The following is a 22,569-nucleotide window of genomic DNA, read 5'->3' as shown; positions in this document are numbered from 1 at the left end:
TATTGTACTATTCAATAAGTTAGCGTTCCGGGCTGGTATCCAGGAAGTGAAATCTGGTATACTTAGTTCAACACTATTGGGGCTGATTCTGGATTCGACGGGATTTGCGAAACCCAAGGTGCATGCCGAGGGGCGGTTTGCCTCGTTAAAAGCCGCAAAAAAATAGTCGCAAACGACGAAAACTACGCTTTAGCAGCTTAATAACCTGCTCTGAGCCCTCTCTCCCTAGCTTCCGCTCTTAAGACGGGGATCAAAGAGAGGTCAAACCCAAAAGAGATCGCGTGGAAGCCCTGCCTGGGGTTGAAGCGTTAAAACTAATCAGGCTAGTTCGTTAGTGGCGTGTCTGTCCGCAGCTGGCGTGCGAATGTAAAGACAAACTAAGCATGTAGTACCGAGGATGTAGAAATTTCGGACGCGGGTTCAACTCCCGCCAGCTCCACCAAAATTCTCCATCGGTGATTACCAGAGTCATCCGATGAAGTCCTAAGAGCCCGCACGGCGCAAGCCCTGCGGGCTTTTTTGTGTCTGCATTTTATCCCGCGAAGTTCGTAAAATATTCCGGCAAAAATGGAACATTACGCCATCAAACATTGTTTCGCTCATGCTCAATGAGCCATTCTTTGCGCGAAATACCACCGCCGTAACCCGTCATCTTTCCATCTTTGCCAATTATCCTGTGACAAGGGATCACAATCGCAATCCGGTTTGCACCATTAGCTGCAGCGACGGCGCGCACAGCATTGGGCTTATTCATCCCTAGCGAAATGGCCTGATAATGCGAAGTCTGTCCATAGGGAACTGCACGCAACTCATGCCAGACGGATTGCTGAAAATCGCTGCCCGGGGCATCCACAGAGAGCTCAAACTGTCGACGAGTTCCGGCAAAATACTCGCTGATTTCTTTTACTGTCTGCCGGGTATGGCTGTTTTCTCCGGTGACAATTCTGGCGTTAAATAAACGCTGGATATCGCGGAATTCCGTTTCTAACATCCGGCGATCGGTAAACTCCAGCAGACACACTCCCCGCTCAGTCGCGCAGACAAACATAGGCCCAAGCGTAGTGGTAAACCGATGAATGACAATCACCTCGGTTGCCTGAGTCGGCGCTGCGCCAGTAAGCCGCTTGTAGATGTAACCAAACCCGCTCAGGGATTCATAGCCATTGTCCAGCGCAACGTCAGTAGCCGCTCTTCCGCTTTTAAGCTCCTGCAAGGCAACGTTCACCCGCTGCATTCGCTGGAAAGCCTGGAAAGTGATGCCGTGATGTTGCAGGAACCAACGTCTTACCCGCTCCGGACTGATTCCGTGCTGGCGAAGCTGCGCGTCAGCCACACGGGATTTAATATCGCGCCTGACAAGCGCAAGCGCCTGTTCAACAAATAATGGCGCGCTGTGCGCATTTTCAGCGGGTCTGCAGACCTTACAGGGACGGAAGCCGTCCGCCAGGGCAGATTTGGCATCTTTATAAAATTCAACATTTTCGCGCCTGGGCTTTCGCGCCCGGCATACCGAAATGCAGAATACGCCAGTAGTTTTGACGCCAACAAAAAATACGCCGGTATATTCTGAATCTCGTTCGAGTAATGCCTGATACCAGATATCACACAAATTCTTATCGGTTATTTTCATCGCTAAAAAGTCCTGCAAATGACTGACGAGTTCGAATCGCATGCATTACATCACTCAGCGTTGACTGCATGGCTGAATGAACAAAATTGCCCATTGAAATGCGGTTTACCCCGGCCAGCTTCAGCCTGTCGAACGACGGAAGATCGGGCATACACATGACGTTCAGAGGCAGACCCGTTGCCTCTGCAATGAGGCTGATGTCTTTCTCTGACGTAAGACAGGGAACAAAAAGGCCATCAGCACCTGCAGCTTTATAGCTCTGACCCCGTAATATCGTCTCCTGCAATGCGTCTTCATGCCCGAGCAGGTAAGTGTCAGTCCGAATGTTCAGAAACAGGCTACAGTTTTCGCTTCTCAGCGCATTGCATACTGTTCTCAGATTACGTGAAAAATCAGAGATATCGTCAAGCTGACGCTTACCATTAATGACTCTGCAGTCTTCAAGGTTAACGCCTGCTACGCCTGTCTGAGCAAGGCGCCTGAGATTAGCGACTATCTCTTCGGCTGAATCACCATATCCTGCTTCCATGTCAACGCTCAATGGCAGGCTGCTGACAGCCCGGATACGGGTGACCACATAAAATAACGCATCAAACGGCATTCCCTGCCCGTCTTCATATCCCAGCATGGACGCTATTGCTGCACTGGACGTTCCCAGTGCCTGATAGCCTGCTTCTTGCGCTGCGACAGCACTGGCGGCGTCCCAAACGTTAGCGATAAGCAGGGGCTGATCCTGGTTGTGGAGTTCTGCAAAATTCATATTCATTTCCTCTCAATAGATTGAAAATGAATCTAAGCATTCAGTATGAACGTCACAACCGAAATTCAGACGACCATTTTTTAGCAAGCGTAGTCTGGATTCGCAGACCAGTCAGATCTGTTATAAACCAGCTGCGCTAACCTGCATTTTTTCATCCGCAACGTTAGTTCGCAGATGCCGTCGGTCTGATCGTAATTTCTGTTGTATCGACACTCTCAGGCGCCTCGATGATGTGGCGCACAGCGCGGGCGATATCAGCAGGTTTGAGGGCAATAGCACGGTACGCGTCCATCGCCGCCATGGTTTCCGGGTGCGTAATGGTCGAGGCCAGTTCGCTTTCCACTACCCCAGGGTTAACGCAGGTCACGCGGATGTTCGAACTTTCCTGACGTAAACCATCCGAAATCGCCCGTACGGCGAATTTGGTGGCACAGTAGACAGCAGCCGTGGGCACCACGGACAAGGCACCAATCGAGCCGATATTAATGATTTGTCCCGAGCCCTGGGCTTCCATAATCGGCAGCACGGCGCCTATCCCCCACAGCACGCCCTTGATATTCACGTCAATGGTGCGCTCCCACTCATCCTGCTTGCCTGCCGAAAGCGGAGAAAGAGGCATGATGCCCGCGTTGTTAATCAGCACGTCAATGCGGCCCCACTTTTCACGCGCTGCCTGTACGAAGTCAGCCATCGACTGGCGGCTGGTAACGTCTAAGACTGCGGCCTCTGCTTCCCCCCCTGCACTGCGGATTTCAGCAGCCAGGGCGTTGATGCGATCCAGCCTGCGAGCGCCCAGGAAAACGTTCGCGCCTGCCTTGCCTAACTCTCTGGCAATACCTTCTCCGATACCGCTTGATGCACCGGTAATTAAGATAACTTTGTTCATGTTTTGCTCCTTACGTTGAGTTCAACGTGATAATAGATACTCACCATTGTTTCTTGTATCCTGCATTTACTGGACTCACTGGTTAGCAATGTTAAACAATGAAAATCGATCTCAATCTGTTACCTGTTTTTCTGGCGGTCGCCGAGGAGCGCAGCTTTAGCGCTGCCGCCGCGCGGCTGGGCATAACCCGCTCCGCTGTCAGCCAGGGGATTAGGCGTCTTGAAGATGGTTTTCAAACCCTGCTGGTGATGCGCACCACGCGCTCGGTAAGCCTCACTGAAGCAGGTGAACGGCTGCGTAAATCGTTGCAGGCCCCCATCGCCAATATTGAAGCGGCATTTGAAGACGTAGCGTCGGACAGCACACCGCGCGGCCAGCTCAGAATCGCGGTCACCTCAATCGCGGAAGCGTTTCTCTCTGGCCCGCTGCTCGCTTCGTTTGCGGCTGCGCATCCTGCGGTATCGCTTGATATCTTCGTGTCGGACGAGGAGTTCGATATCGTGGCGGCGGGCTATGACGCCGGGGTAAGGCTGGGTGAAGTTATTGAAAAAGACATGATCGCCGTTCCCCTTACGGGTCAGCAGCGTGAGAGGGTGGTGGCTTCACCGTCCTATCTGGCGACTCACGGCGTACCTGAGCACCCCCGCGAGCTGATGGCTCACCGGTGTATCGGCTGGCGCCCAGCCCCGGACGTTGCCCCCTATCGCTGGGAATTTGAGGAGGCGGGCGTTCCTTTCGATGTGGCGATTGAACCGCAGATCACCACAAACGATCTGCGCCTTATGCTCAGCCTGGCACTGGCCGGCGGCGGCATAACCTTAGCCACGGAGGATACATTCACTCCGTATATTGAAACGGGGCAGCTTGTTGCCCTGCTGGATACGTTTCTTCCGTCTTTTCCAGGCTTTTATCTCTATTTCCCCCAGCGTCACAATATGGCGCCCAAGCTGAGAACCCTGATCGAGCACGTCCGCCAGTGGCGACAGCCAGCGGCAACGTAAAGCGTACAACGCTAACAAGGCCAGTAACTTTCATGCAGATTTTCCTTACCCTGCTGCTGCCCTTTGATAAACATCAACGACACCGCCCTCCTACCATGGAAAAGTAAAAACGGACACAATTCACTCAGGGGATATGTCGTGCCGGGGATGGCTTAACGATGTATCCCGTACGCTGGACAAGACATCACACAAGGATGGAGCCTTAAAATGTACAGACCCATGGTCGTTATTTTCTTTATTCTGCTGACCCTTGCAGCCCTCATAGAAATAGGTTTTTTATCCTTCGGGTGATCCTCAAGCAAGGGGGCGCTTGCCTGGGTACTTTGATCTCATTACAGTTTTTTCCTAAAGCCACCCCGCTTCGTCTGTGCCATGCTGAATCACGCTCATAACCGATAACGTTAAATGAGGATATTATGAAAAAAACAATTATCGCATTATCTGCCGTTCTGCTGGCTTCCCCAGTATTTGCTGCGACCACACATGCAACTGACGATACCGTCGCTGCGGCGAACGCAAATGCCAACGAAGCGAAGCAAAAACTGCACGAAGAGCAGAACAAAGGCGAAGAGCTGAAGCTGAAACAGCAGCATGCTGCGGAAGGTAAGAGCGAAAGCTTTGGCAGCAAAGTCAGCGAAGATTCCCAGAAAGCCTGGCATAAAACCAAAGAAGGCACCGAGAAGGGGTGGGATGCCACTAAAGAAGGCGCAGAGAAAGGCTGGAACAAAACCAAAGAAGGTGCCAGCGAGCTGGAAAAGAAAGTCACTGAATAACCGACATACTCACCTCAGGGCCGCGTTAGCGGCCTTTTTTATTGCTTCGAATAAAAGCGATACGTCGTGTATATCTGCCCCTTTTTGTTCGCCGCCTTATGACGACAGATAGGATTGATGCAAATGTCCGGATGCCCATCCCTGTGGTCATTTTTTCGCCCTCAGTATCAGGTTAATGAATGACCGTATTGAAAATACAGCAGGTTATTATATTTCCTGCTCGCAGTAGCATAATTCCAACACCACATAAGAATATATTTTAAATCCCTATTAATATAATATATCCTACATCAAGAATGTTATCCTAACTTAAACCATGATTAAGCAGCTTTAAATAATAACATTTTTAATTGCATTCAAAAACGACACTACCAATTATTAAACCACATCTAAAACATAAATAAAAAAGTATACTGAAATCAGAAAATATCCAACAAAAACAATCTATTAATAAAACAAATACATAAACCTCATCAATAAATTAATGGCCTCTTTACGACCTACCTCTTTATTTACGAAAGCTTAATTTGCACATTCACCGTTTTCTGGCTATATCATTTTTATATTCTCAAAACCAAATCCTCTATTAATTACAGGGTTTTATAAGGCACAAAATACGCATAACAAACATTCTGTCTCGTAAGTAATTACATTCGCTCTGATGTTGCCACTCTGAATCCTGGCGGGCATCGTTCGCTCTAAAAAAGACGGTGAGTGCTGTTTAAAAAACAGTAACTCCGCCGGGGGCGCCCTTTACCTTCTCCAGAGATGGCTCGTCTTGCTCGTCGTTCACGATAACTCTGCTGGAGTAATACCTAAATGAGCCAAATCTCTGTTATATCAAAACTCACTGGCGTGGAAACGACTACGGAAGGCACACAGGTTACGCTGAGCCATTCCTCTATCGTTGAGCTTCATGTAGAGCGAGCCGATGTCTCCCACTTCGCGCGAAGTGGTAACGATCTGGTGGTGACACTGCACTCCGGGGAAGTGATCACCCTTAAAAATTTCTATGTCACCGACGCACAGGGCGTGAGCCAGCTGGTGCTCCAGGAGAGTGACGGTGCGTTATGGTGGATTGAAGATCCCACCGGGGCCGCCACGTACGAATCCATCGCGTCCACGGACGCCTTGCTGGCCGCATCCGGGAGTGATGCAGGTGGTGCCGCCATCTGGCCGTGGGCGCTGGGCGGCATTGTCGCAGCTGGCGCCATCGCGGCGGTGGCAAGCTCCAGCGGCGGCGGCGGCGGGGATGACGATGATGGGAATAACAACAATCCTAACCCTAACCCCAGTACGCCAGTCGATCCCACCAACCCGGATACAACACCGCCGAATGCACCCTCCAGCCTTCAGTTCTCGTCGGACGGTAAAAGCGTCACCGGTACCGCCGAGCCCGGCAGTACCATCACGCTGAAAGACGCGAACGGCAACGTCCTTGGCACCGGAAAAACCGGCAGTGACGGCAACTTTACCGTGTCTCTCGGCACTCCGCTGACCAACGGCGAACAGGTGACCGCCACCGCGACGGATGCGGCCGGGAATACCAGCCAGGGCACAACGATTACGGCGCCGGATCTCACCGCACCCGATGCCCCAACGATCGGCAGCGTGACGGACGATATTGATCCTCAAACGGGGTCGGTCACAAACGGCGGCAGCACCAACGATCCACGCCCGCAGCTCAGCGGCACCGCGGAGGCGGGCTCCACCGTAACCATCTATGATGGCGGAGTCGCCATTGGCACGGCGCTCGTCGCCAGCAACGGCACCTGGACATTTACCCCGTCAACCGATCTGACTGAAAGCACCCACCAGATTACCGTGCGGGCAACCGACGCCGCCGGCAACCTCGGACCGGCCTCACCGGTATTTACCCTCACCGTGGATCTTACCCCGCCGACCGCGCCAACCGCGATTGTGCTGACCGACGACACGGGTGCGATCAGAGGGACCATAACCGCAGGCACGCCTACCGATGCGTCAAAGCCGATCCTGGCGGGAACGGGCGAGCCCGGTGGCACAATCACTATCTACGATAACGGCGTCGCGGTTGGAACCACAACGGTGCTGCCGAACGGCACCTGGAGCGTCACGCCAGACGGCCCGCTCCCGGACGGGACGCACACGATAACCGTCGTTGAAACCGATGCAGCCGGAAACCAGAGTGCGGCCTCAGAGCCAATCATCTTCACCGTGGACACCACGCCGCCGCTGGCCCCCGGCGACCTCGTCGTATCGAATGATGGCGGCACCATCACCGGCACCGCGGAGCCTGGCAGCACGGTAACCATCCGTGAAGGCGACGCTATCCTTGGCACCCCGGTGGCCGACAGCGAAGGCAACTTTAGCCTGACGCTGACCCCGCCTAAGCTCAACGGCGAAATCCTGACCGCAGACGCCACCGACGCTGCGGGCAACACGGGGCCAGCAACCTCCGCAGCAGCGCCGGATATCAGCCCACCGCAGGCCCCGGTTATCGTGTCGGTGATTGACGACGTGCTGAACACAACCGGTCCCGTGGACCAGAATGGGCTGACCAACGACCGGGCGCCGACCCTGAACGGCACGGGCGAACCCGGTTCGACCATCACGATTTTCAACGGCAGCGATATCATCGGCACGGTGGCCGTCCCCTCATCCGGCCTGTGGAGCTTTACGCCGCCCTCTCCGCTGGCCGATGGCACGTATGTGCTGACGGCAACGGCAACGGATGCCGCCGGTAACCCGAGCGGACAATCGAACGCGTGGACCATTATTGTCGACGGGACGGCACCGGCCGCCCCGGTGATTACGCAGGTCGTTGACGATGTGCCTGAACGAACCGGCTCGCTCGACCTCAATGAGACCACCAATGATTCAACCCCGACGCTCAGCGGTACCGCCGAGGCCAACGCCACGGTCACCATCCGCGTGGATGGGGTTGATATTGGAACCACCGTCGCCGATGGCCTCGGCGCGTGGAGCTTTACTCCGGACACCCCGATCGCTGAGGGTCAACATACCCTGACCGCCGTCGCAACTGACGCAGCGGGCAACATTAGCGACGTTTCCAACAGCTGGGGCATCATCATTGACAGCGTTGCCCCGGATGCGCCGGTCATTACCCAGGTGGTGGATGACGTGCCAGAGCGCCTCGGCGCGCTCAACTCTGGCGACAGCACCAATGACACCACGCCGACGCTCAACGGCACCGCGGAGCCGGGCTCAACCGTCACCATCCGCCAGGACGGCGTCGATCTCACTACAATTGTGATCGACAGCAGCGGCACGTGGACCTATACCCCAACCACACCGCTTGTTAACGGCACCTATACCTTTACCGCCGTCACCACCGATGGAGCGGGTAATACCAGCCAGCCGTCAGGCGGCTTTACCCTGACCGTCGATACCACGCCGCCAGCGGCGGCCACTATCGCCACCGTAACCGATGACGTCGGCGGCGTTAACGGGCCGCTTACCAGCGGCGACACCACCGACGACACCCAGCCGCTGCTGCAGGGCACCGCGCCGGCAGATACGGTAATCACCGTCTATGACGGTACCACCCTGCTCGGCACCGCGACCCTCGACGGCAGCGGCGGCTGGAGCTTTACCCCCGTTATCCCGCTCACCGACGGCCCGCATACGCTGACGGTGCATGCCACGGATGCCGCGGGCAATACCACCATCTCAACGCCGTTTGAACTGACGGTAGATACCGTTCCGCCGGCCACGCCGGATATCCCGGCAATCACCGTCAATCCTGACGGTACAGAAACGCCGCTGAACCCGGGAGAAACCACCCGCGACACCACGCCGACCCTGAGCGGCACCGGCAATCCGGGCGATACCGTGACCATCTACAACGGTGGGGTCAAGCTTGATGATGTGCTCGTGGACGGCACCGGCAACTGGACCTGGACGCCAGCTACCCCGCTGCCTAACGGCACCTATGACATTACCCTGACCGTCACCAATATGGACGGCACGGGCAACGAAAGCGCCCCGTCGCAGCCGGTTACCATCACCATTGATACCGATGCGCCAACAGCACCAGCAGCACCGGTGATCACCGACAGCGTCAGCCAGATAACCGGCCCCGTTCCCGATGGCGGAACCACCAACGATCCGCGCCCGGTCCTGAGCGGCACCGGTACGGCGAATGACGTTATCAACATCACTGATACCGTTAACGGCACACCGACCATCGTGGGCACCGTGACGGTAGACAGCAACGGCAACTGGAGCTGGCGTCCTGACAGTAATATTGGGGAAGGCAGCCACGTCTATACCGCCACCGCCACCGATGAGGCGGGCAACGTCTCTGACCCGTCGCCAGCGATTACGATTACCGTGGATACCGTAGCACCGGATGTCCCGGTATTTGACGCCGTCGGGGGCCAGCCGAATGGGGGCTTAATCACCGATGCGACGCCAACCGTCGGAGGTACCGGCACGACTGGCGACACGGTCATCGTTTACAACAACGGCGTTGAGGTAGGACGTGTCGATGTCGTTAACGGAGAATGGAGCTTTGTCCTGCCACCACAGCAGGACGGCCTGCTGAACATCACCGTTGCGGGAGTCGATGCCGCAGGTAACGTCAGCGCGCCGAGCCCGGTCGTTTCCGTCACGCTCGATACCCTTGCGCCGGAAATCCCCGTCATTAGCGCCGTTGCTGACAGCCAGCTCTCCAACAACCAGCTGTATACGCAGGACGGCACGCCAACCCTTACCGGGACCGGTGAGCCGGGAACTACCGTGATCGTTTCCGTAAACGGCACGCCATCTGCCGTGACGGTAACGGTGCAGCCGGATGGCACCTGGAGCTGGACTGCCGACGCGACGCTGCCGGATGCTACATATACCTTCACCGTCTCTTCCAGCGATCCGGCGGGTAACCTCTCTGGCAGTTCAGCACCGCTGAGCGTGACGGTCGATACCGTCGACCCGGCCGATCCGGGCAACATGCTCCTGGCTGATGAAGGGACACCGCTGACCGGTACCGGCGAAGAGGGAAGCACCATTACCGTGAAAGACAGCGGTGGCACGGTCATTGGTACCGGCGTTGTCGGCAGCGACGGCAGCTTCTCCATTGCGCTAAGCCCGGCGCAGCTGGATCCAACCACGCTGACCGTGACCGCCACGGACGCAGCAGGAAATGCCAGCGCTGACGTGCCTTTTATCGTTACCGACTCGCCGCTTGAGCTGCCGCAGGTTCCCGTTATTACGGCCATCGTTGATGACGTGGACCCGGTCACCGGCGATGTGAAAGGCAAAACCACCAACGACACCACGCCAACGCTTACCGGTACGGCCGAAGCGGGCAGCGTGATTACTATCTATCAGGACGGTAGCACGACGCCATTGACAACGGTGACCGCCGACGGCAGCGGCAACTGGAGCTATACGCCGGCCGCGCTTGGCGAGGGGCTGCACACCTTTGAGGTGACTGCGACCCTCAACGGTGCCACCAGCGGCCGCTCTCCGGCGGCCAGCGTAACCGTCGATCTGACCGCGCCTGGCACGCCAACCATTGGCTCGGTCATTGACGACGTGGGTCCTGTCACCGGTCCGCTGACCAGCGGCCAGACCACCAACGACAGCCAGCCAACCCTCACCGGCACTGGCGCGGTGGGTGATACCATCTCCATCTACAACAACGGCGTGCTGCTGGACAGCGTGGTGGTTGGTAATACCGGCACCTGGAGCTACACCACGCCCGCCCTGCCAGAAGGCAGTAATGTTCTGACCATCCGCGAGACCGATCCGGCGGGAAATCAGAGCGGTCCTTCGGCGGACTTCACCATCGTGGTGGATTCCATTTCCACCACGCCGGTCATCACCAGCGTAACGGATAATGTGGGCAATACCGCCACCCCGGTAGCCAGCGGCAGCGAAACGAACGACGCCACGCCAACCCTTTCGGGGACAGCGGACGCAAACAGCATCGTGACCATTTTCGATGGCGCTACCCAGATTGCCGTGGTTACGGCTGATGGCACCGGCGCGTGGAGCTTTACGCCAGAGACCGCGCTTGTCGAAGGGCCACACGCGTTCACGGTTCAGGCAACCGATCCGCAGGGTAACCTGAGCCTGGTCTCAGCCCCGTGGAGCGTGGTGGTTGACCTCACGGCGCCGACGGTTCCAACGCTGGATACAGTAAGTGATAACGTCCCTGGCGGCGTCACGGGCAACCTCACCAGCGGGCAGGCGACCAACGACAACACCCCAACGATTAGCGGCACCGGACAGGCAGGCAGCACCATCTACATCATGAATAACGGTACGCAGTTGGGTACGACGACCGTCGACGTAAACGGTAACTGGTCCTTCACCCCGACCACGCCGCTGGACGACGGCAGCTACTCCCTGCGCGCGTACGCAACGGATGCCGCGGGCAACGCCTCGGCGAACTCGTCGGTCTTCGCCTTCACCGTCGATACCGCAGGCCCCGGCGTGCCGGTGGTGACCAGCGTGATTGACGATGTCGCACCGATCACGGGGACGCTCACGTCGGGTAACAGCACTAACGACGCGCGTCCGACCTTCAACGGTACGGGCGACGTGGGTTCTACGGTGCACGTGATTGTTGATGGCAACGAAATTGGCACCGCCGTGGTCAATGCCCAGGGCAGCTGGACCTTCACGCCGGGTACCGATCTGATCGACGGACCGCATGCCATTACCTTCAACGCCACCGACGCGGCGGGCAACGTGGGTACTGCAACGGCACCGTTTAACCTGACGGTGGATACGGGCGTGCCGTCTGCGCCGGTCATTTCAGCCGCGGCAGATAACGTGGGCAGTATTCAAACCCCGCTCACTTCCGGGCAAAGCACCGACGACACCACGCCAACGCTGAGCGGCACCGCGACGGCCAACGCCACGGTCACTATCTATGAAAACGGGCAGCCTGTCGGCACCGCGCTGGCAGACGGTACCGGTGCATGGAGCTTTACGCCGTCCACGCCGCTGGCGGCTGGCAGCCACACCTGGACCGCCACGGTCACCGATGCCGCAGGGAACATCAGCCCCGCCTCGCCAGGCTTTACGCTGGTTGTCGATAGCACGGCACCCACCGCGCCGGTTATCAGCCAGGCGATTGACGATGTAGGGAGCATTACCGGGCCAATCACGTCCGGGCAGACGACCGACGACACCGTACCGCGGCTGGTCGGAACCAGCGAACCGTTTGCCACCGTGAATATCTATGAGGGAACCACGCTGGTCGGGACGGGCACCGCAGACGGCAGCGGCAGCTGGAGTATCTTACTCAATACCACGCTGACAGAGGGGGCGCACAGCTTCACCGCGCAGGCTACGGATGCCGCAGGCAACACCAGCGCGTCGTCCGCAAGCTTCAGTCTGACGATTGACACCGCACCGCCAGCGCTGCCGGTGCTCACCAGCATTCTGGATGACGTCGGCAATGCGGCAACGCCAGTCGCGAACGGAGGAATAACCAACGACGCGCAGCCAACCCTCAGCGGTACGGCGGAAGCGGGTTCTACGGTGAAAATCTTCGATAACGGCGTGCAGATCGGCAGCGTGATCGCCACCGGCGGGGCGTGGAGCTATACGCCTTCTCCGGCGCTGGGCAACGGCCCGCACACGTTGACCTTTACCGCCACCGATGCGACGGGCAATGCCAGCGCGCCAACCGCCGGGTACACGATTAACGTCGATACTCTTGCCCCGGCAGCGCCGGTCATCAGCTCGGTAATTGATGATGTCGGCAGCGTCATCGGTCCGGTAACCGGCACCAACCCGACCAACGACACGCGTCCGGCCCTGAGCGGGACCGCCGAAGCGAATGCAACGGTACGGATCTACGATGGCATCACGCTGGTGGGCACCGTCACCGCCGACGGCAATGGCAACTGGACGCTGCCGGAAACCACCACGCTGACGCAGGGCACCCACAACTTCACCGCCACGGCCACCGATGCCGCAGGCAACACCAGCCCGGCATCGGCCGTGACGACGATTATCGTCGATCTGACCGCGCCAACTGCCCCAACCGGAACCTTCAACGCCGACGGTAGCGTATTAACCGGGAATGCTGAAGCAGGCAGTACCGTCACCATCCGACTCACGGACGGCTCGACGGTCACGACCACAGCGGGCAGCAACGGCACGTACAGCTACACCTTCGTTAACAAACAGACTGAAGGCCAGACGCTGCAAATCACCGCCACCGACGCGGCGGGCAATATCTCGCAGCCCGGCTCGGCGCTTGCGCCAGTGGTGCCGCTCTCCGCCAGCAATAATGTCGAAGAGCTGGATCTCAGCACCACGGCCACCGTTACCAACAGCCAGTACAGCGACTACGGCTTCCTGCTGGTCGGCGCCGTGGGCAACGTCCTGACGCTGCTCGGTAATGACACCGCTCAGGTCAACTTCACCGTGGGCAGCGGCGGCAGCGCGGATATCGTCGTGAACGCCAACGCCACGGGCGCGGTGCTCTCTCTGCTCAACACCCTTGAGCTGGTGGTACAGCGCTTTGACACCGTTAACAACACCTGGACTACCGTAGTCGATACCGGACAGCCGCAGTTTGCCGACCTGCTGACCCTCGGCGCAACCGGCGTGTCGCTGAACCTGACCGGGCTGGCGGACGGCAACTACCGCGTGCTGAGCTATAACACCAACCTGCTGGCAACCGGCTCCTACACCAGCCTCGACGTGGCGGTGAAAGAGACCGGGCCGGGCACCGTTACGGGCGATACCAGCCTCGGCGGTAACGTGATCACCGACGTTGACCCAACCGCAGGCAGCGACAACGCTCCGGCAGGGGCAACGGTCACGGCCGTCACCAACGCCCAGGGTGTCACCACCAGCGTCACTGCCGACGGCACGGTGATCCAGGGTCAGTACGGTACGCTGACCATTAACCGCGACGGCAGTTACACCTACGATCTGACCAACACCAGCGCATCGGTGATTGGCCGGACGGAGAGCTTCAGCTACACCATCACGCATAACGGCGTCAGCGCGTCGGCGAATCTGGTGCTGTCGCTGGGCACCGGTACCGCCACCAGCGGTATTGTCGCGGTTGACGATACGAACTCGCTGACCTTCGATACCACCGTCAACGCGATTAACAACGGTACGTCGTCCCAGGGCGGCTTTACCCTGGTGGGAATCAATCTCGGCAACACGCTGGGGCTGAACCTGCTGGACGATATGACCAATCCCATCATCTATAACGTGGAGGAAGGCACTACCCGCACCATGACCATCCAGGCCTCCGTGGGCGGCGTGGCGCTGGCGTCGGTGTTTGATCTGTACGTCTATAAGTTCAACAACGCGACCCAGACCTTCGAGCAGATGCGCGTTGAACCAGGCTGGCTGCGCGCGCCGCTGTTGGGCGGCACCTCGCCTCAGCTGACGCTGCAACTGCCGGCCGGTGAGTACCTGTTCCTGCTGAATACGGCTGCAGGGATCACCGCCCTGACGGCCTACACGCTGAACGTGCTGCAGGATCATGTCTACAGCGTGGCGAGCGTCAGCGCGAGCACTACCGGGGACGTTCTGTCGGATGATATTGCGCCAGTCGGCACGCTGGTGACGGAGGTTAACGGCGTAGCGGTGAACAGCAGCGGTCTGACGAACATTACCGGCGAGTACGGTACGCTGAGCATCAACGCGGCCGGGGAGTACACCTACACCCTGAATAGCGGCGTCGGCGTTGACCACATCAGCACCCCGGATACCTTCGTCTATACCATTACCGCACCGGACGGCACGAAAGACACGGCTTCGCTGAACATCACCCCAACCGCGCAGCCGATGAATGCGGTGAATGATGTCAGCACCGCGATGGACGTGACGTCGGTACACCACACCGCCGCGTACTCGGATACAACCGTCGGGTCGGCGAGCTGGAACGCCGCGCTGCTCGCTTCAACACAGGGCTCCGGCTCCGGCACCTTCGTGGTGGATGCCAATACCGCGCTGCACAACGTGGTGCTGTCGTTTAACGTCGCCTCGTTGCTGACGCTTACAGGGTTGACGGTTGACTGGACGCTGACCAACGGCGCCACCACCGTCAGAACCGGCTCGTTCAACGGCGGGCTGCTGCTGGGCGGCACGGCAACGGTCAACCTGACGGGTCTCGACCTGGAGGCAGGGACCTACACCCTGAGCTATACCGGCAGAATGGGGCCGCTGGGAGTAGGAAATATCACCATCACCCCAAGCGTCACCGGCACAAGCTACTCGCTGTCGCAGTTCGACGCCACGGGCACCCACACCGTTGACGGCAACATTTTCGACGGCACTGGTTCCGCAGGGACGATGGACCAGCTGCACTCGGTGGATACCCGCGTGAGCATTACCGGCTACGACGGCGTTACCACTACGCTGGATCCCTACACCGGCAGCACGCAGTCGAGCATCACGGGTCACTACGGCACGCTGGCGATTGCCGCAGACGGCAGTTACACCTATACGCTCAACCCGGGGATATCGCTCTCTACCATTACCACGAAGGAGGTCTTTAACTACACCCTGACCGATGCCAACGGCACCACGGACACCGCGTCGCTGACCATCAACATGGCGCCGAAATTTATCAGTTCGGAGCATAACGATGTGATTAGCGGTACGGCCTACGGCGACACGCTGATTTATCAGGTGCTGAACAGCACGGCGGGCAACGCGACGGGGGGCAACATCACCAGCGCTGGCGGCGACCACTGGACGAACTTCTCCCTGGCGCAGGGAGACAAGATCGACATTGGCGATCTGCTGGTGGGCTGGGACGGTAATACCGCCTCGCTGGGGAATTATATCAATGTCACGCAAAGCGGTAGCAACACTGTGATCTCCATCGACCGTGACGGCGCAGGGAGCACCTACACTAATACTGCACTCGTTACGCTTGATAACGTGCAGACCACGTACGACGAGCTTGTAAACCAGCAACACATCATTACCTGATAGCACCTGCAGGACATGACCCGGGCGCACAGCGCCCGGGCATAAATAATAAAGCTGTACTTATTTATTAGGGACAAGACATGGGAATAAAGATGCCTTACTGGTGGCTCTCGTGCTGCCTGATATCTGTACCCGCCATCGCGGCAAACCCGGCGGCAACCATCAATACCGGACAGCTCCGCGAAACGCAGGAACTCCCCTCACTGAATGGCCGCGTCGCCCCGGTGGCAGGCAAAGCCGCTCCCGGTTCACTACAGCTTGGCGAGGCCGTTAATCGCGCCGTCACCTGGCACCCGGCGATCGCTGAAGCCGTGGGCAAACTCTACGAACAGAACGAAGAGGTCGACGTCGCCAAATCGAAATACTATCCGCAAATCAACGCCGGCATGGACAACGGGTATTCCCACGACGGCGACCAGAACGGCTTTACGCCGTCGCTGGTGCTCTCTCTTTCACAGATGCTCTACGACTTCGGCAAAGTGGCAAGCCAGGTGCGGGCCGAAAACGCCGGGGTCGCCCAGCAGCAGGCCAACGTGCTGGTCAGTATCGACACCATCGCCCACGATACCGCTATCGCCATGGTGCAGGTGCAAACCTGGCAGCAGATGGTCGACACCGCCAAAGAGCAGCTTGACGCCCTCTCATCAATAGGCACCCTGACCCGCCAGCGTAACGACGAAGGGGCCACTTCCCTGTCTGACGTGGTGCAGACCGACGCGCGCATTGAAGGGGCGCGCGCCCAGCTGATGCAGTATCAGGCCAGCCTCGACAGCGCCCGCGCCACGCTGATGAGCTTTCTCGGCTGGAACAGCCTGAACGATATCAGCAATGACTTTCCGCAGAAGCTGGCCCGCAGCTGCGATATCGCCGAGCCGGACGATCGTCTGGTGCCTGCGGTCCTCGCTGCCTGGGCACAGGCGAACGTCGCTCAGGCTAACCTTGACTACGCCGACGCGCAGATGACGCCAACCGTCTCGCTGGAGCCGGAAGTCCGTCACTATCTGAACGATCGCTACGCGGGTAACGAAACGCGGGACCGCACCCAATATTCCGCCTGGGTGAAAGTCCAGATGCCGCTCTATCAGGGCGGCGGGCTCACCGCCCGACGCAACGCCGCCGGTCACGCGGTGGAAGCGGCGCAGTCGACCATTCAGCGCACGCGCCTCGATGTCCGCCAGAAGCTGCTGGAGGCCCGCAGCCAGGTCATGAGCCTGCAAAGCACGCTGCAAATTCAGGGCCGCCAGGAGGCGCTCAGCGCCCGCACCCGCGAGCTCTACCAGCAGCAGTATCTTGATCTCGGCTCACGCCCGCTGCTGGACGTGCTCAACGCCGAGCAGGAGGTCTATCAGGCGCGCTTTACCCAGCAGCAGACCCTCGGTCAGCTGCATCAGCTGCAGCTCAACTGCCTCTATAACACCGGGCAATTGCGTCATGCGTTCGATCTTGATAACCGCACCATCCAAACCGTGGAGATCCAGCCATGAAGCAACGCGACATCCCGCAGGGGGAAACGATGACGGATGAGGCGCTGGAGCAGTGGGCTCAGGCGTTTGGCTTTGTCGCCACGCGCTACCGCGTTGCCTGTTCGCCAGGCTCGCTCGTCGCGGGCGCGCCGTGGCTGAAAGGCAAACCGATGGTGCCCGCGCTGACTCAGCTTGCCCGTGAAGCCGGGCTGACGTTCCAGCTGCTGACGGCCGATCAGCAGTCGATCAACAGCTGGCGTCTGCCGGTGGTGGTGGCGCTGAACGACGGAAAAATCGGCGTGATCGAGAATTTCGACGGAGAAGATACGCTCGAGGTCAGCTTTTTCGACGACAAGACATACACCAACCGCCTGTCGATGATCGCAATGCTGCCCGCCATCCGCCACGTTATCGCCCTGCGTCCACTGGCCGCGCTTAAGGACAGCCGCGTGGACGCCTACATCTCAAAGTACCGTCCGGACTGGCTCTACCGGCTGGTGATGCGCGACCTGCGTCCCTACAGCTGGGTGATGCTGGCGGCGCTGTTTATCAACGTGCTCTCCCTCTCCGGCATTGTCTTTTCCATGCAGGTGTATGACCGGGTGATCCCCGCCCAGTCCTACCCGACGCTCTACGTGCTGACCATCGGAGTGCTGATCGCCACCCTGTTTGGCTTTGTGCTGCGCGTTGCGCGCGGGCACATTATGGATCTGCTGGGCAAACGCTCGGATCTGCGCGTCTCGGATCGCGTGTTCGGCCACGCGTTACGGCTGCGCCACAGCGCCATTCCGCGCTCCACCGGCAGCTTTATCTCCCAGCTGCGCGAGCTGGAGCAGATCCGCGAGATGGTCACCTCCTCCACCATCTCGACGATTGTCGATCTGCCCTTCTTCTTCCTGTTTGTGGTGGTGCTGGCGATCATCGCCCCGCAGCTGGCATGGATCGCCCCGGTGGCGGCAGTGATCATGGTGCTGCCGGGCCTGCTGCTGCAAAAGAAGCTGGCCGAGCTGGCGAAGCAGTCGGCGCATGAATCCACCCTGCGCAACGCGGTGCTGGTGGAGAGCGTGCAGGGGCTGGAGGACATCAAGCTGATGCAGGCGGAGAACCGCTTTTTGCAGCAGTGGAACAGCTATATCCAGATCACCGCGGAATCCGGCCTGCGCACCCGCGAGCTGACCCAGAACCTGATCAGTTGGGGGATGACCGTTCAGAGCCTGGTTTACGCCGCCGTGATCGTGGTTGGCGCGCCGATGGTGATTGACGGCACGCTGACCACCGGCTCGGTGGTGGCCGCCTCAATGCTGGCCTCGCGGATGATCGCCCCGATGGCGACGCTGTGCGGCGTGCTCGCCCGCTGGCAGCAGGTTAAGGCCGCCAAAGAGGGGCTGGACAGCATTATGCAGCTTCCTACTGAAAATCAGCGTGAAGAGACGCCGATCCGCCAGGACGTGCTGCGCGGACACTATCTTTTCGAGCAGGCGCAGTTCCGCTATCAGCCGGAAGATCCGCGCATGGCGCTGCGCATTAACCGTCTGGAGATCAGGCCGGGCGAGAAAGTGGCGATCCTCGGGCGTAACGGTGCGGGCAAATCCACTCTCCTGCAGGCAATGGCGGGCGGCATGGATCTGGCGGCCGGCGAGTTGCGGCTCGACAACCTCAGCCTGCCGCATCTGGACGTGGCCGACGTGCGGCGAAACGTCGGCTTTATGACCCAGAACGCGCGGCTGTTTTACGGCACCCTGCGCGAGAACATCACCCTCGGCATGCCGCGCGCCACCGACGAAGAGATCTTCGAGGTGCTGGAGATGTGCGGCGCGGCCAGCTTTGTGCAGAAGCTGCCAAAGGGGCTGGACTACCCGATTATGGAGAACGGCGTGGGATTGTCCGGCGGGCAGCGGCAGTCGATTCTGCTGGCGCGGATGCTGCTGCGCGATCCGAATATCGTGCTGATGGACGAGCCGACCGCTTCCCTTGACGAACACACCGAGCGGGAATTTATCCAGCGCCTGGGGGCGTGGCTCGGCAACCGGACGCTGGTTGTCGCCACCCACCGCGTGCCGGTGCTGGAGCTGGTGGAGCGCGTGGTCGTGCTGAAAGATGGGATGCTGGTCATGGACGCGCCAAAAGCGCAGGCGCTGAACAACAGCCGCATGCAGCAACAGCAGCAGGCAGCAACCGGACGGGAGTGGAAAAATGAAAATCAGTCAGCGTGACGTGGCGGCGATGGACGATCTGGATAATGCGCTCGACTCCGAAAGCGGCTATACCGGCGCGCGGCGGATTGTGATCTTCTCGCTGCTGATGTTTGTGGCGCTGGGCGTCTGGGCGTGGTTTGGGATGCTGGATGAAGTCTCAACGGGAACCGGAAAAGTGATCCCCAGCTCGCGCGAGCAGGTGTTGCAGTCGCTGGATGGGGGGATCCTCACCGAGCTGAACGTACACGAAGGCGATCAGGTGCAGGCCGGACAGGTGCTGGCGCGTCTGGATCCAACGCGTTCCGAATCGAACGTCGGCGAAAGCGCGGCGCGCTACCGCGCGTCGCTTGCCTCCAGCGCCCGTCTGTACGCCGAGGTGAACGATCTGCCGCTGAAGTTCCCGCCTTCGCTGGAGAAATGGACCGAACTGACCGCCGCCGAAACGCGGCTCTACAATTCGCGCCGCGCGCAGCTGGAGGACACGCAGCGTGAACTGCGTTCAGCGTTAGATCTCGCAAACAAAGAGCTGGCAATCACCCAGCGGCTGGTAAAAACCGGCGCCGCCAGCCACGTGGAAGTGCTCCGCCTGCAGCGGCAGAAAAGCGACCTGGAGCTGAAGCTCACCGACGTGCGTTCCCAGTATTACGTTCAGGCGCGCGAGGCGCTATCCAAGGCCAACGCCGAGGTGGATATGGTCTCGGCGATCCTCAAAGGCCGCGAGGATTCCGTCACCCGCCTGACGGTAAAATCCCCGGTGCGCGGGATCGTGAAAAATATCAAAGTCACCACCATCGGCGGCGTGATCCCGCCCAACGGCGAACTGATGGAGATTGTGCCAGTGGACGATCATCTGCTGATTGAAACCCGCCTCTCGCCGCGCGACATCGCCTTTATCCACCCGAACCAGGAGGCGCTGGTGAAGATCACCGCCTACGATTACGCCATCTACGGCGGGCTGCACGGGGTGGTGGAGACCATATCACCGGACACTATCCAGGACGAGGCCAAGCCGGAGGTGTTTTACTACCGCGTGTTTATCCGCACCAGCCAGGATTACCTGGTGAATAAGGCGGGCAGGCATTTCTCGATCGTGCCGGGGATGATTGCCACAGTGGACATCAAGACCGGAGAGAAAACGGTACTGGATTATCTGATCAAGCCGTTTAACCGGGCGAAGGAGGCGCTGAGGGAGCGGTAGTCTTCGCCGGGCGGCGGCTACGATCTTCCCCCTCACCCTCTCCCCAAAGGGGCGAGGGGATGATTCGCTGCCCGCATTAATTTGTGGGGATTCTTCAGCCCTGTGGGAGAGGGCATCATGCCGCACCCACACCACAATCCCCCTTTTCTGGAATCCGCCTCGAAGAAACCGCTTTTAATGACGCCTTCCGCTTTCCTTCAGCCTGCATCAGGGTAACATAGCCGCCAATCGAAACGCACTTGCGCACTGTGCAAGAGTGCATTACTATTCACATAGCTTCATGGAGTGGAGCTCATAAGCGCTATGATTAATCATTTTCGTGATCAATGGCTTAAGGATTTTTTTCTGTACGGGAAATCCAGCAATGTGATCCCTTCAAGCCTTGAATCAGCCTTAGCGAGGAAGCTGGATATGATCAACGCTGCCACCTCGCACCGGGAGCTGAGATCCCCGCCAGGCAATATGTATGAATCGCTGAATCCCCCGCTTGCAGGGTACTCTGCGATTCGCGTTAACAGGCAATACAGGTTGGTATTCAGGTGGTCAGAGGGTAAAGCAGACGATCTCTACCTCTCTCCGCACAAGTACACGCCATACAAATGAGGCATTACCTATGACTCTTCAACAGGCTCTACGCAAACCCACTACGCCGGGCGATGTGTTGCAGTATGAATATCTTGAGCCGCTCAATCTGAAAATTAGCGATCTCGCGGAAATGCTTAACGTGCACCGTAACACCATCAGCGCTCTCGTTAATAATAATCGTAAACTGACGGCCGATATGGCAATCAGACTAGCCAAGGCGTTTGATACCACTATTGAATTCTGGTTGAACCTGCAGCTAAACGTCGACGTCTGGGAAGCGCAAACCAATTCCCGCACTCAGGAGGAGTTGAGCCGTATAAAAACGATTGCAGAAATCATGGCAAAAAGGAAATCAGGCCAGCCGGATGTGGCCTGAATCAAACCGGCTCTACAGCGCCACCTTTAATCCCCCACTGCCCAGGCGTTTTACCGGTCCACATTCTGAAAACCTCAATAAATGCGCTGACGCTGCTGTAGCCGCAGGACAGCGCAATCCATCCCACCGGCTTCCCCGCCGCCAGCCACTCCATTGCCTGCATGACGCGCGCCAGCTGCCGCCAGTTGACGAAGTTCATTCCCGTCTGGGCGCTAAATCGACGGTTAAACGTACGCACGCTCATCCCGGCATGGCAGGCATGGCTCTTGACCGTTTGATTATCATCGACACACTGCAGCAAGTGGCTGACCACGTTCTTCAGACGCGGATCCGTCGGTACGGGCAGATAAAAGCGCACCTGAGGCGTCAGGGCAAGCTCATCCAGCAGCAGGGTGAGCTTTCGCGGATCGTACTCGTTTTCTGCAACGCTTAAGCGGGAAAACAGTGCATGAGTGAGATCGTCGGGCTCGAACAGCGCGGGGGCATCGGGAAGCATTGCACAGCACGCAGGGTCAAGATAGATAGCGCAGCCTTCTATCGCGCTTTCAGAAAAGGCGGCGTGCTGCTGGCCCGGCGGGATCCAGCCAATATGGTTTGCCGGTACAACCGAACGCCCCTGTTGGGTCTCAATCACCAGCAGCCCCGTTGCAATACGCCAGAGCTGTCCGGTGGGATGGCTGTGCCACGCGGTGCGGTAACCGCCGGGATGGCGGAGCGTCTCTGTACCGATCATCTTATCCTGGCCGAAAATCGTTATTCATCGACGTATTACA

12 protein-coding genes and 1 other RNA gene are annotated in these 22,569 nt (G+C 58.6%); 9 read left to right on the top strand and 4 right to left on the bottom strand.

Features of this window, described 5'->3' with window-relative positions; translation table 11 throughout:
* Window positions 1–78 precede the first annotated feature (78 nt).
* Window positions 79–442, top strand: a transfer-messenger RNA (tmRNA) gene (ssrA, locus tag IM265_RS10005).
* A 141-nt stretch (window positions 443–583) separates the two neighbouring features.
* Here ssrA and IM265_RS10000 read toward each other — a convergent pair.
* The 3 genes from IM265_RS10000 to IM265_RS09990 all read right to left on the bottom strand — a co-directional run bounded on the left by IM265_RS10000 (window position 584) and on the right by IM265_RS09990 (window position 3,276).
* Entirely contained in the window at window positions 584–1,630 is a 1,047-nt protein-coding gene (locus IM265_RS10000; protein ID WP_045631577.1) for a bifunctional transcriptional activator/DNA repair enzyme AdaA, read from the bottom strand.
* Window positions 1,614–2,390 carry an isocitrate lyase/phosphoenolpyruvate mutase family protein gene (locus IM265_RS09995; protein WP_193031128.1) on the bottom strand — a complete coding sequence of 259 codons (777 nt, stop codon included), beginning with the start codon at window positions 2,388–2,390 and terminating at the stop codon, window positions 1,614–1,616. Before IM265_RS09995 ends, IM265_RS10000 begins: the two co-directional genes overlap by 17 nt.
* Before the next feature lie 163 nt (window positions 2,391–2,553).
* Window positions 2,554–3,276: an SDR family oxidoreductase gene (locus IM265_RS09990; protein ID WP_047367534.1), complete on the bottom strand. Its 723-nt coding sequence runs from the start codon at window positions 3,274–3,276 to the stop codon at window positions 2,554–2,556.
* A gap of 98 nt (window positions 3,277–3,374) precedes the next feature.
* Here IM265_RS09990 and IM265_RS09985 point away from each other — a divergent pair, with 98 nt between their 5' ends.
* From IM265_RS09985 to IM265_RS09950, 8 genes are all read left to right on the top strand, one after another.
* Complete coding sequence (locus IM265_RS09985) at window positions 3,375–4,277, top strand: LysR family transcriptional regulator (protein WP_136485168.1); 903 nt, start codon at window positions 3,375–3,377, stop codon at window positions 4,275–4,277.
* Window positions 4,278–4,693: 416 nt separating this feature from the next.
* The gene (locus IM265_RS09980; protein WP_028014145.1) at window positions 4,694–5,050 is read left to right on the top strand and encodes a hypothetical protein; all 357 of its coding nucleotides are present in this window, start codon (window positions 4,694–4,696) and stop codon (window positions 5,048–5,050) included.
* Between the two features lie 819 nt (window positions 5,051–5,869).
* Complete coding sequence (locus IM265_RS09975; protein WP_193031126.1) at window positions 5,870–15,979, top strand: BapA/Bap/LapF family large adhesin; 10,110 nt, start codon at window positions 5,870–5,872, stop codon at window positions 15,977–15,979.
* An 80-nt stretch (window positions 15,980–16,059) separates the two neighbouring features.
* A complete protein-coding gene (locus IM265_RS09970; RefSeq protein ID WP_041908566.1) occupies window positions 16,060–17,463 on the top strand; it encodes a TolC family outer membrane protein in 1,404 nt (467 codons plus the stop codon).
* Window positions 17,460–19,655, top strand: a complete 2,196-nt coding sequence (locus IM265_RS09965) for a type I secretion system permease/ATPase (RefSeq protein ID WP_193031124.1) — start codon at window positions 17,460–17,462, stop codon at window positions 19,653–19,655. Before IM265_RS09970 ends, IM265_RS09965 begins: the two co-directional genes overlap by 4 nt.
* A gap of 10 nt (window positions 19,656–19,665) precedes the next feature.
* Window positions 19,666–20,835 (top strand): HlyD family efflux transporter periplasmic adaptor subunit, encoded by a 1,170-nt coding sequence (locus IM265_RS09960; RefSeq protein ID WP_088204896.1) that lies wholly within the window; start codon window positions 19,666–19,668, stop codon window positions 20,833–20,835.
* Window positions 20,836–21,138: 303 nt separating this feature from the next.
* A complete protein-coding gene (locus IM265_RS09955; protein ID WP_048957972.1) occupies window positions 21,139–21,438 on the top strand; it encodes a type II toxin-antitoxin system RelE/ParE family toxin in 300 nt (99 codons plus the stop codon).
* Window positions 21,439–21,448: 10 nt separating this feature from the next.
* Window positions 21,449–21,796 (top strand): HigA family addiction module antitoxin, encoded by a 348-nt coding sequence (locus tag IM265_RS09950; protein ID WP_047367527.1) that lies wholly within the window; start codon window positions 21,449–21,451, stop codon window positions 21,794–21,796.
* Between the two features lies 1 nt (window position 21,797).
* Here the strand turns inward: IM265_RS09950 and IM265_RS09945 are convergent, their stop codons facing one another.
* Window positions 21,798–22,529: a helix-turn-helix domain-containing protein gene (locus IM265_RS09945; protein WP_193031123.1), complete on the bottom strand. Its 732-nt coding sequence runs from the start codon at window positions 22,527–22,529 to the stop codon at window positions 21,798–21,800.
* Window positions 22,530–22,569: the final 40 nt, after the last annotated feature.

Origin of the sequence: Enterobacter cloacae complex sp. P17RS (genome assembly GCF_014895885.1) — a bacterium.
Classification (GTDB): Bacteria; Pseudomonadota; Gammaproteobacteria; order Enterobacterales; family Enterobacteriaceae; genus Enterobacter; species Enterobacter bugandensis.
Note: the sequence above shows the minus strand (reverse complement) of the source record. Positions and strands in the feature narration are given on the sequence as shown.

Excerpts from the sequence above, each read along its gene's own strand:
- IM265_RS09980 (WP_028014145.1), top strand. The coding sequence starts at position 4,694 with ATGAAAAAAACAATTATCGCATTATCTGCCGTTCTGCTGGCTTCCCCA.
- IM265_RS09975 (WP_193031126.1), top strand. The coding sequence starts at position 5,870 with ATGAGCCAAATCTCTGTTATATCAAAACTCACTGGCGTGGAAACGACT.
- IM265_RS09960 (WP_088204896.1), top strand. The coding sequence starts at position 19,666 with ATGGACGATCTGGATAATGCGCTCGACTCCGAAAGCGGCTATACCGGC.
- IM265_RS09965 (WP_193031124.1), top strand. The coding sequence starts at position 17,460 with ATGAAGCAACGCGACATCCCGCAGGGGGAAACGATGACGGATGAGGCG.
- IM265_RS09945 (WP_193031123.1), bottom strand. The coding sequence starts at position 22,529 with ATGATCGGTACAGAGACGCTCCGCCATCCCGGCGGTTACCGCACCGCG.
- IM265_RS09995 (WP_193031128.1), bottom strand. The coding sequence starts at position 2,390 with ATGAATTTTGCAGAACTCCACAACCAGGATCAGCCCCTGCTTATCGCT.
- IM265_RS09985 (WP_136485168.1), top strand. The coding sequence starts at position 3,375 with ATGAAAATCGATCTCAATCTGTTACCTGTTTTTCTGGCGGTCGCCGAG.
- IM265_RS09970 (WP_041908566.1), top strand. The coding sequence starts at position 16,060 with ATGGGAATAAAGATGCCTTACTGGTGGCTCTCGTGCTGCCTGATATCT.
- IM265_RS09950 (WP_047367527.1), top strand. The coding sequence starts at position 21,449 with ATGACTCTTCAACAGGCTCTACGCAAACCCACTACGCCGGGCGATGTG.
- IM265_RS09955 (WP_048957972.1), top strand. The coding sequence starts at position 21,139 with ATGATTAATCATTTTCGTGATCAATGGCTTAAGGATTTTTTTCTGTAC.
- IM265_RS09990 (WP_047367534.1), bottom strand. The coding sequence starts at position 3,276 with ATGAACAAAGTTATCTTAATTACCGGTGCATCAAGCGGTATCGGAGAA.
- IM265_RS10000 (WP_045631577.1), bottom strand. The coding sequence starts at position 1,630 with ATGAAAATAACCGATAAGAATTTGTGTGATATCTGGTATCAGGCATTA.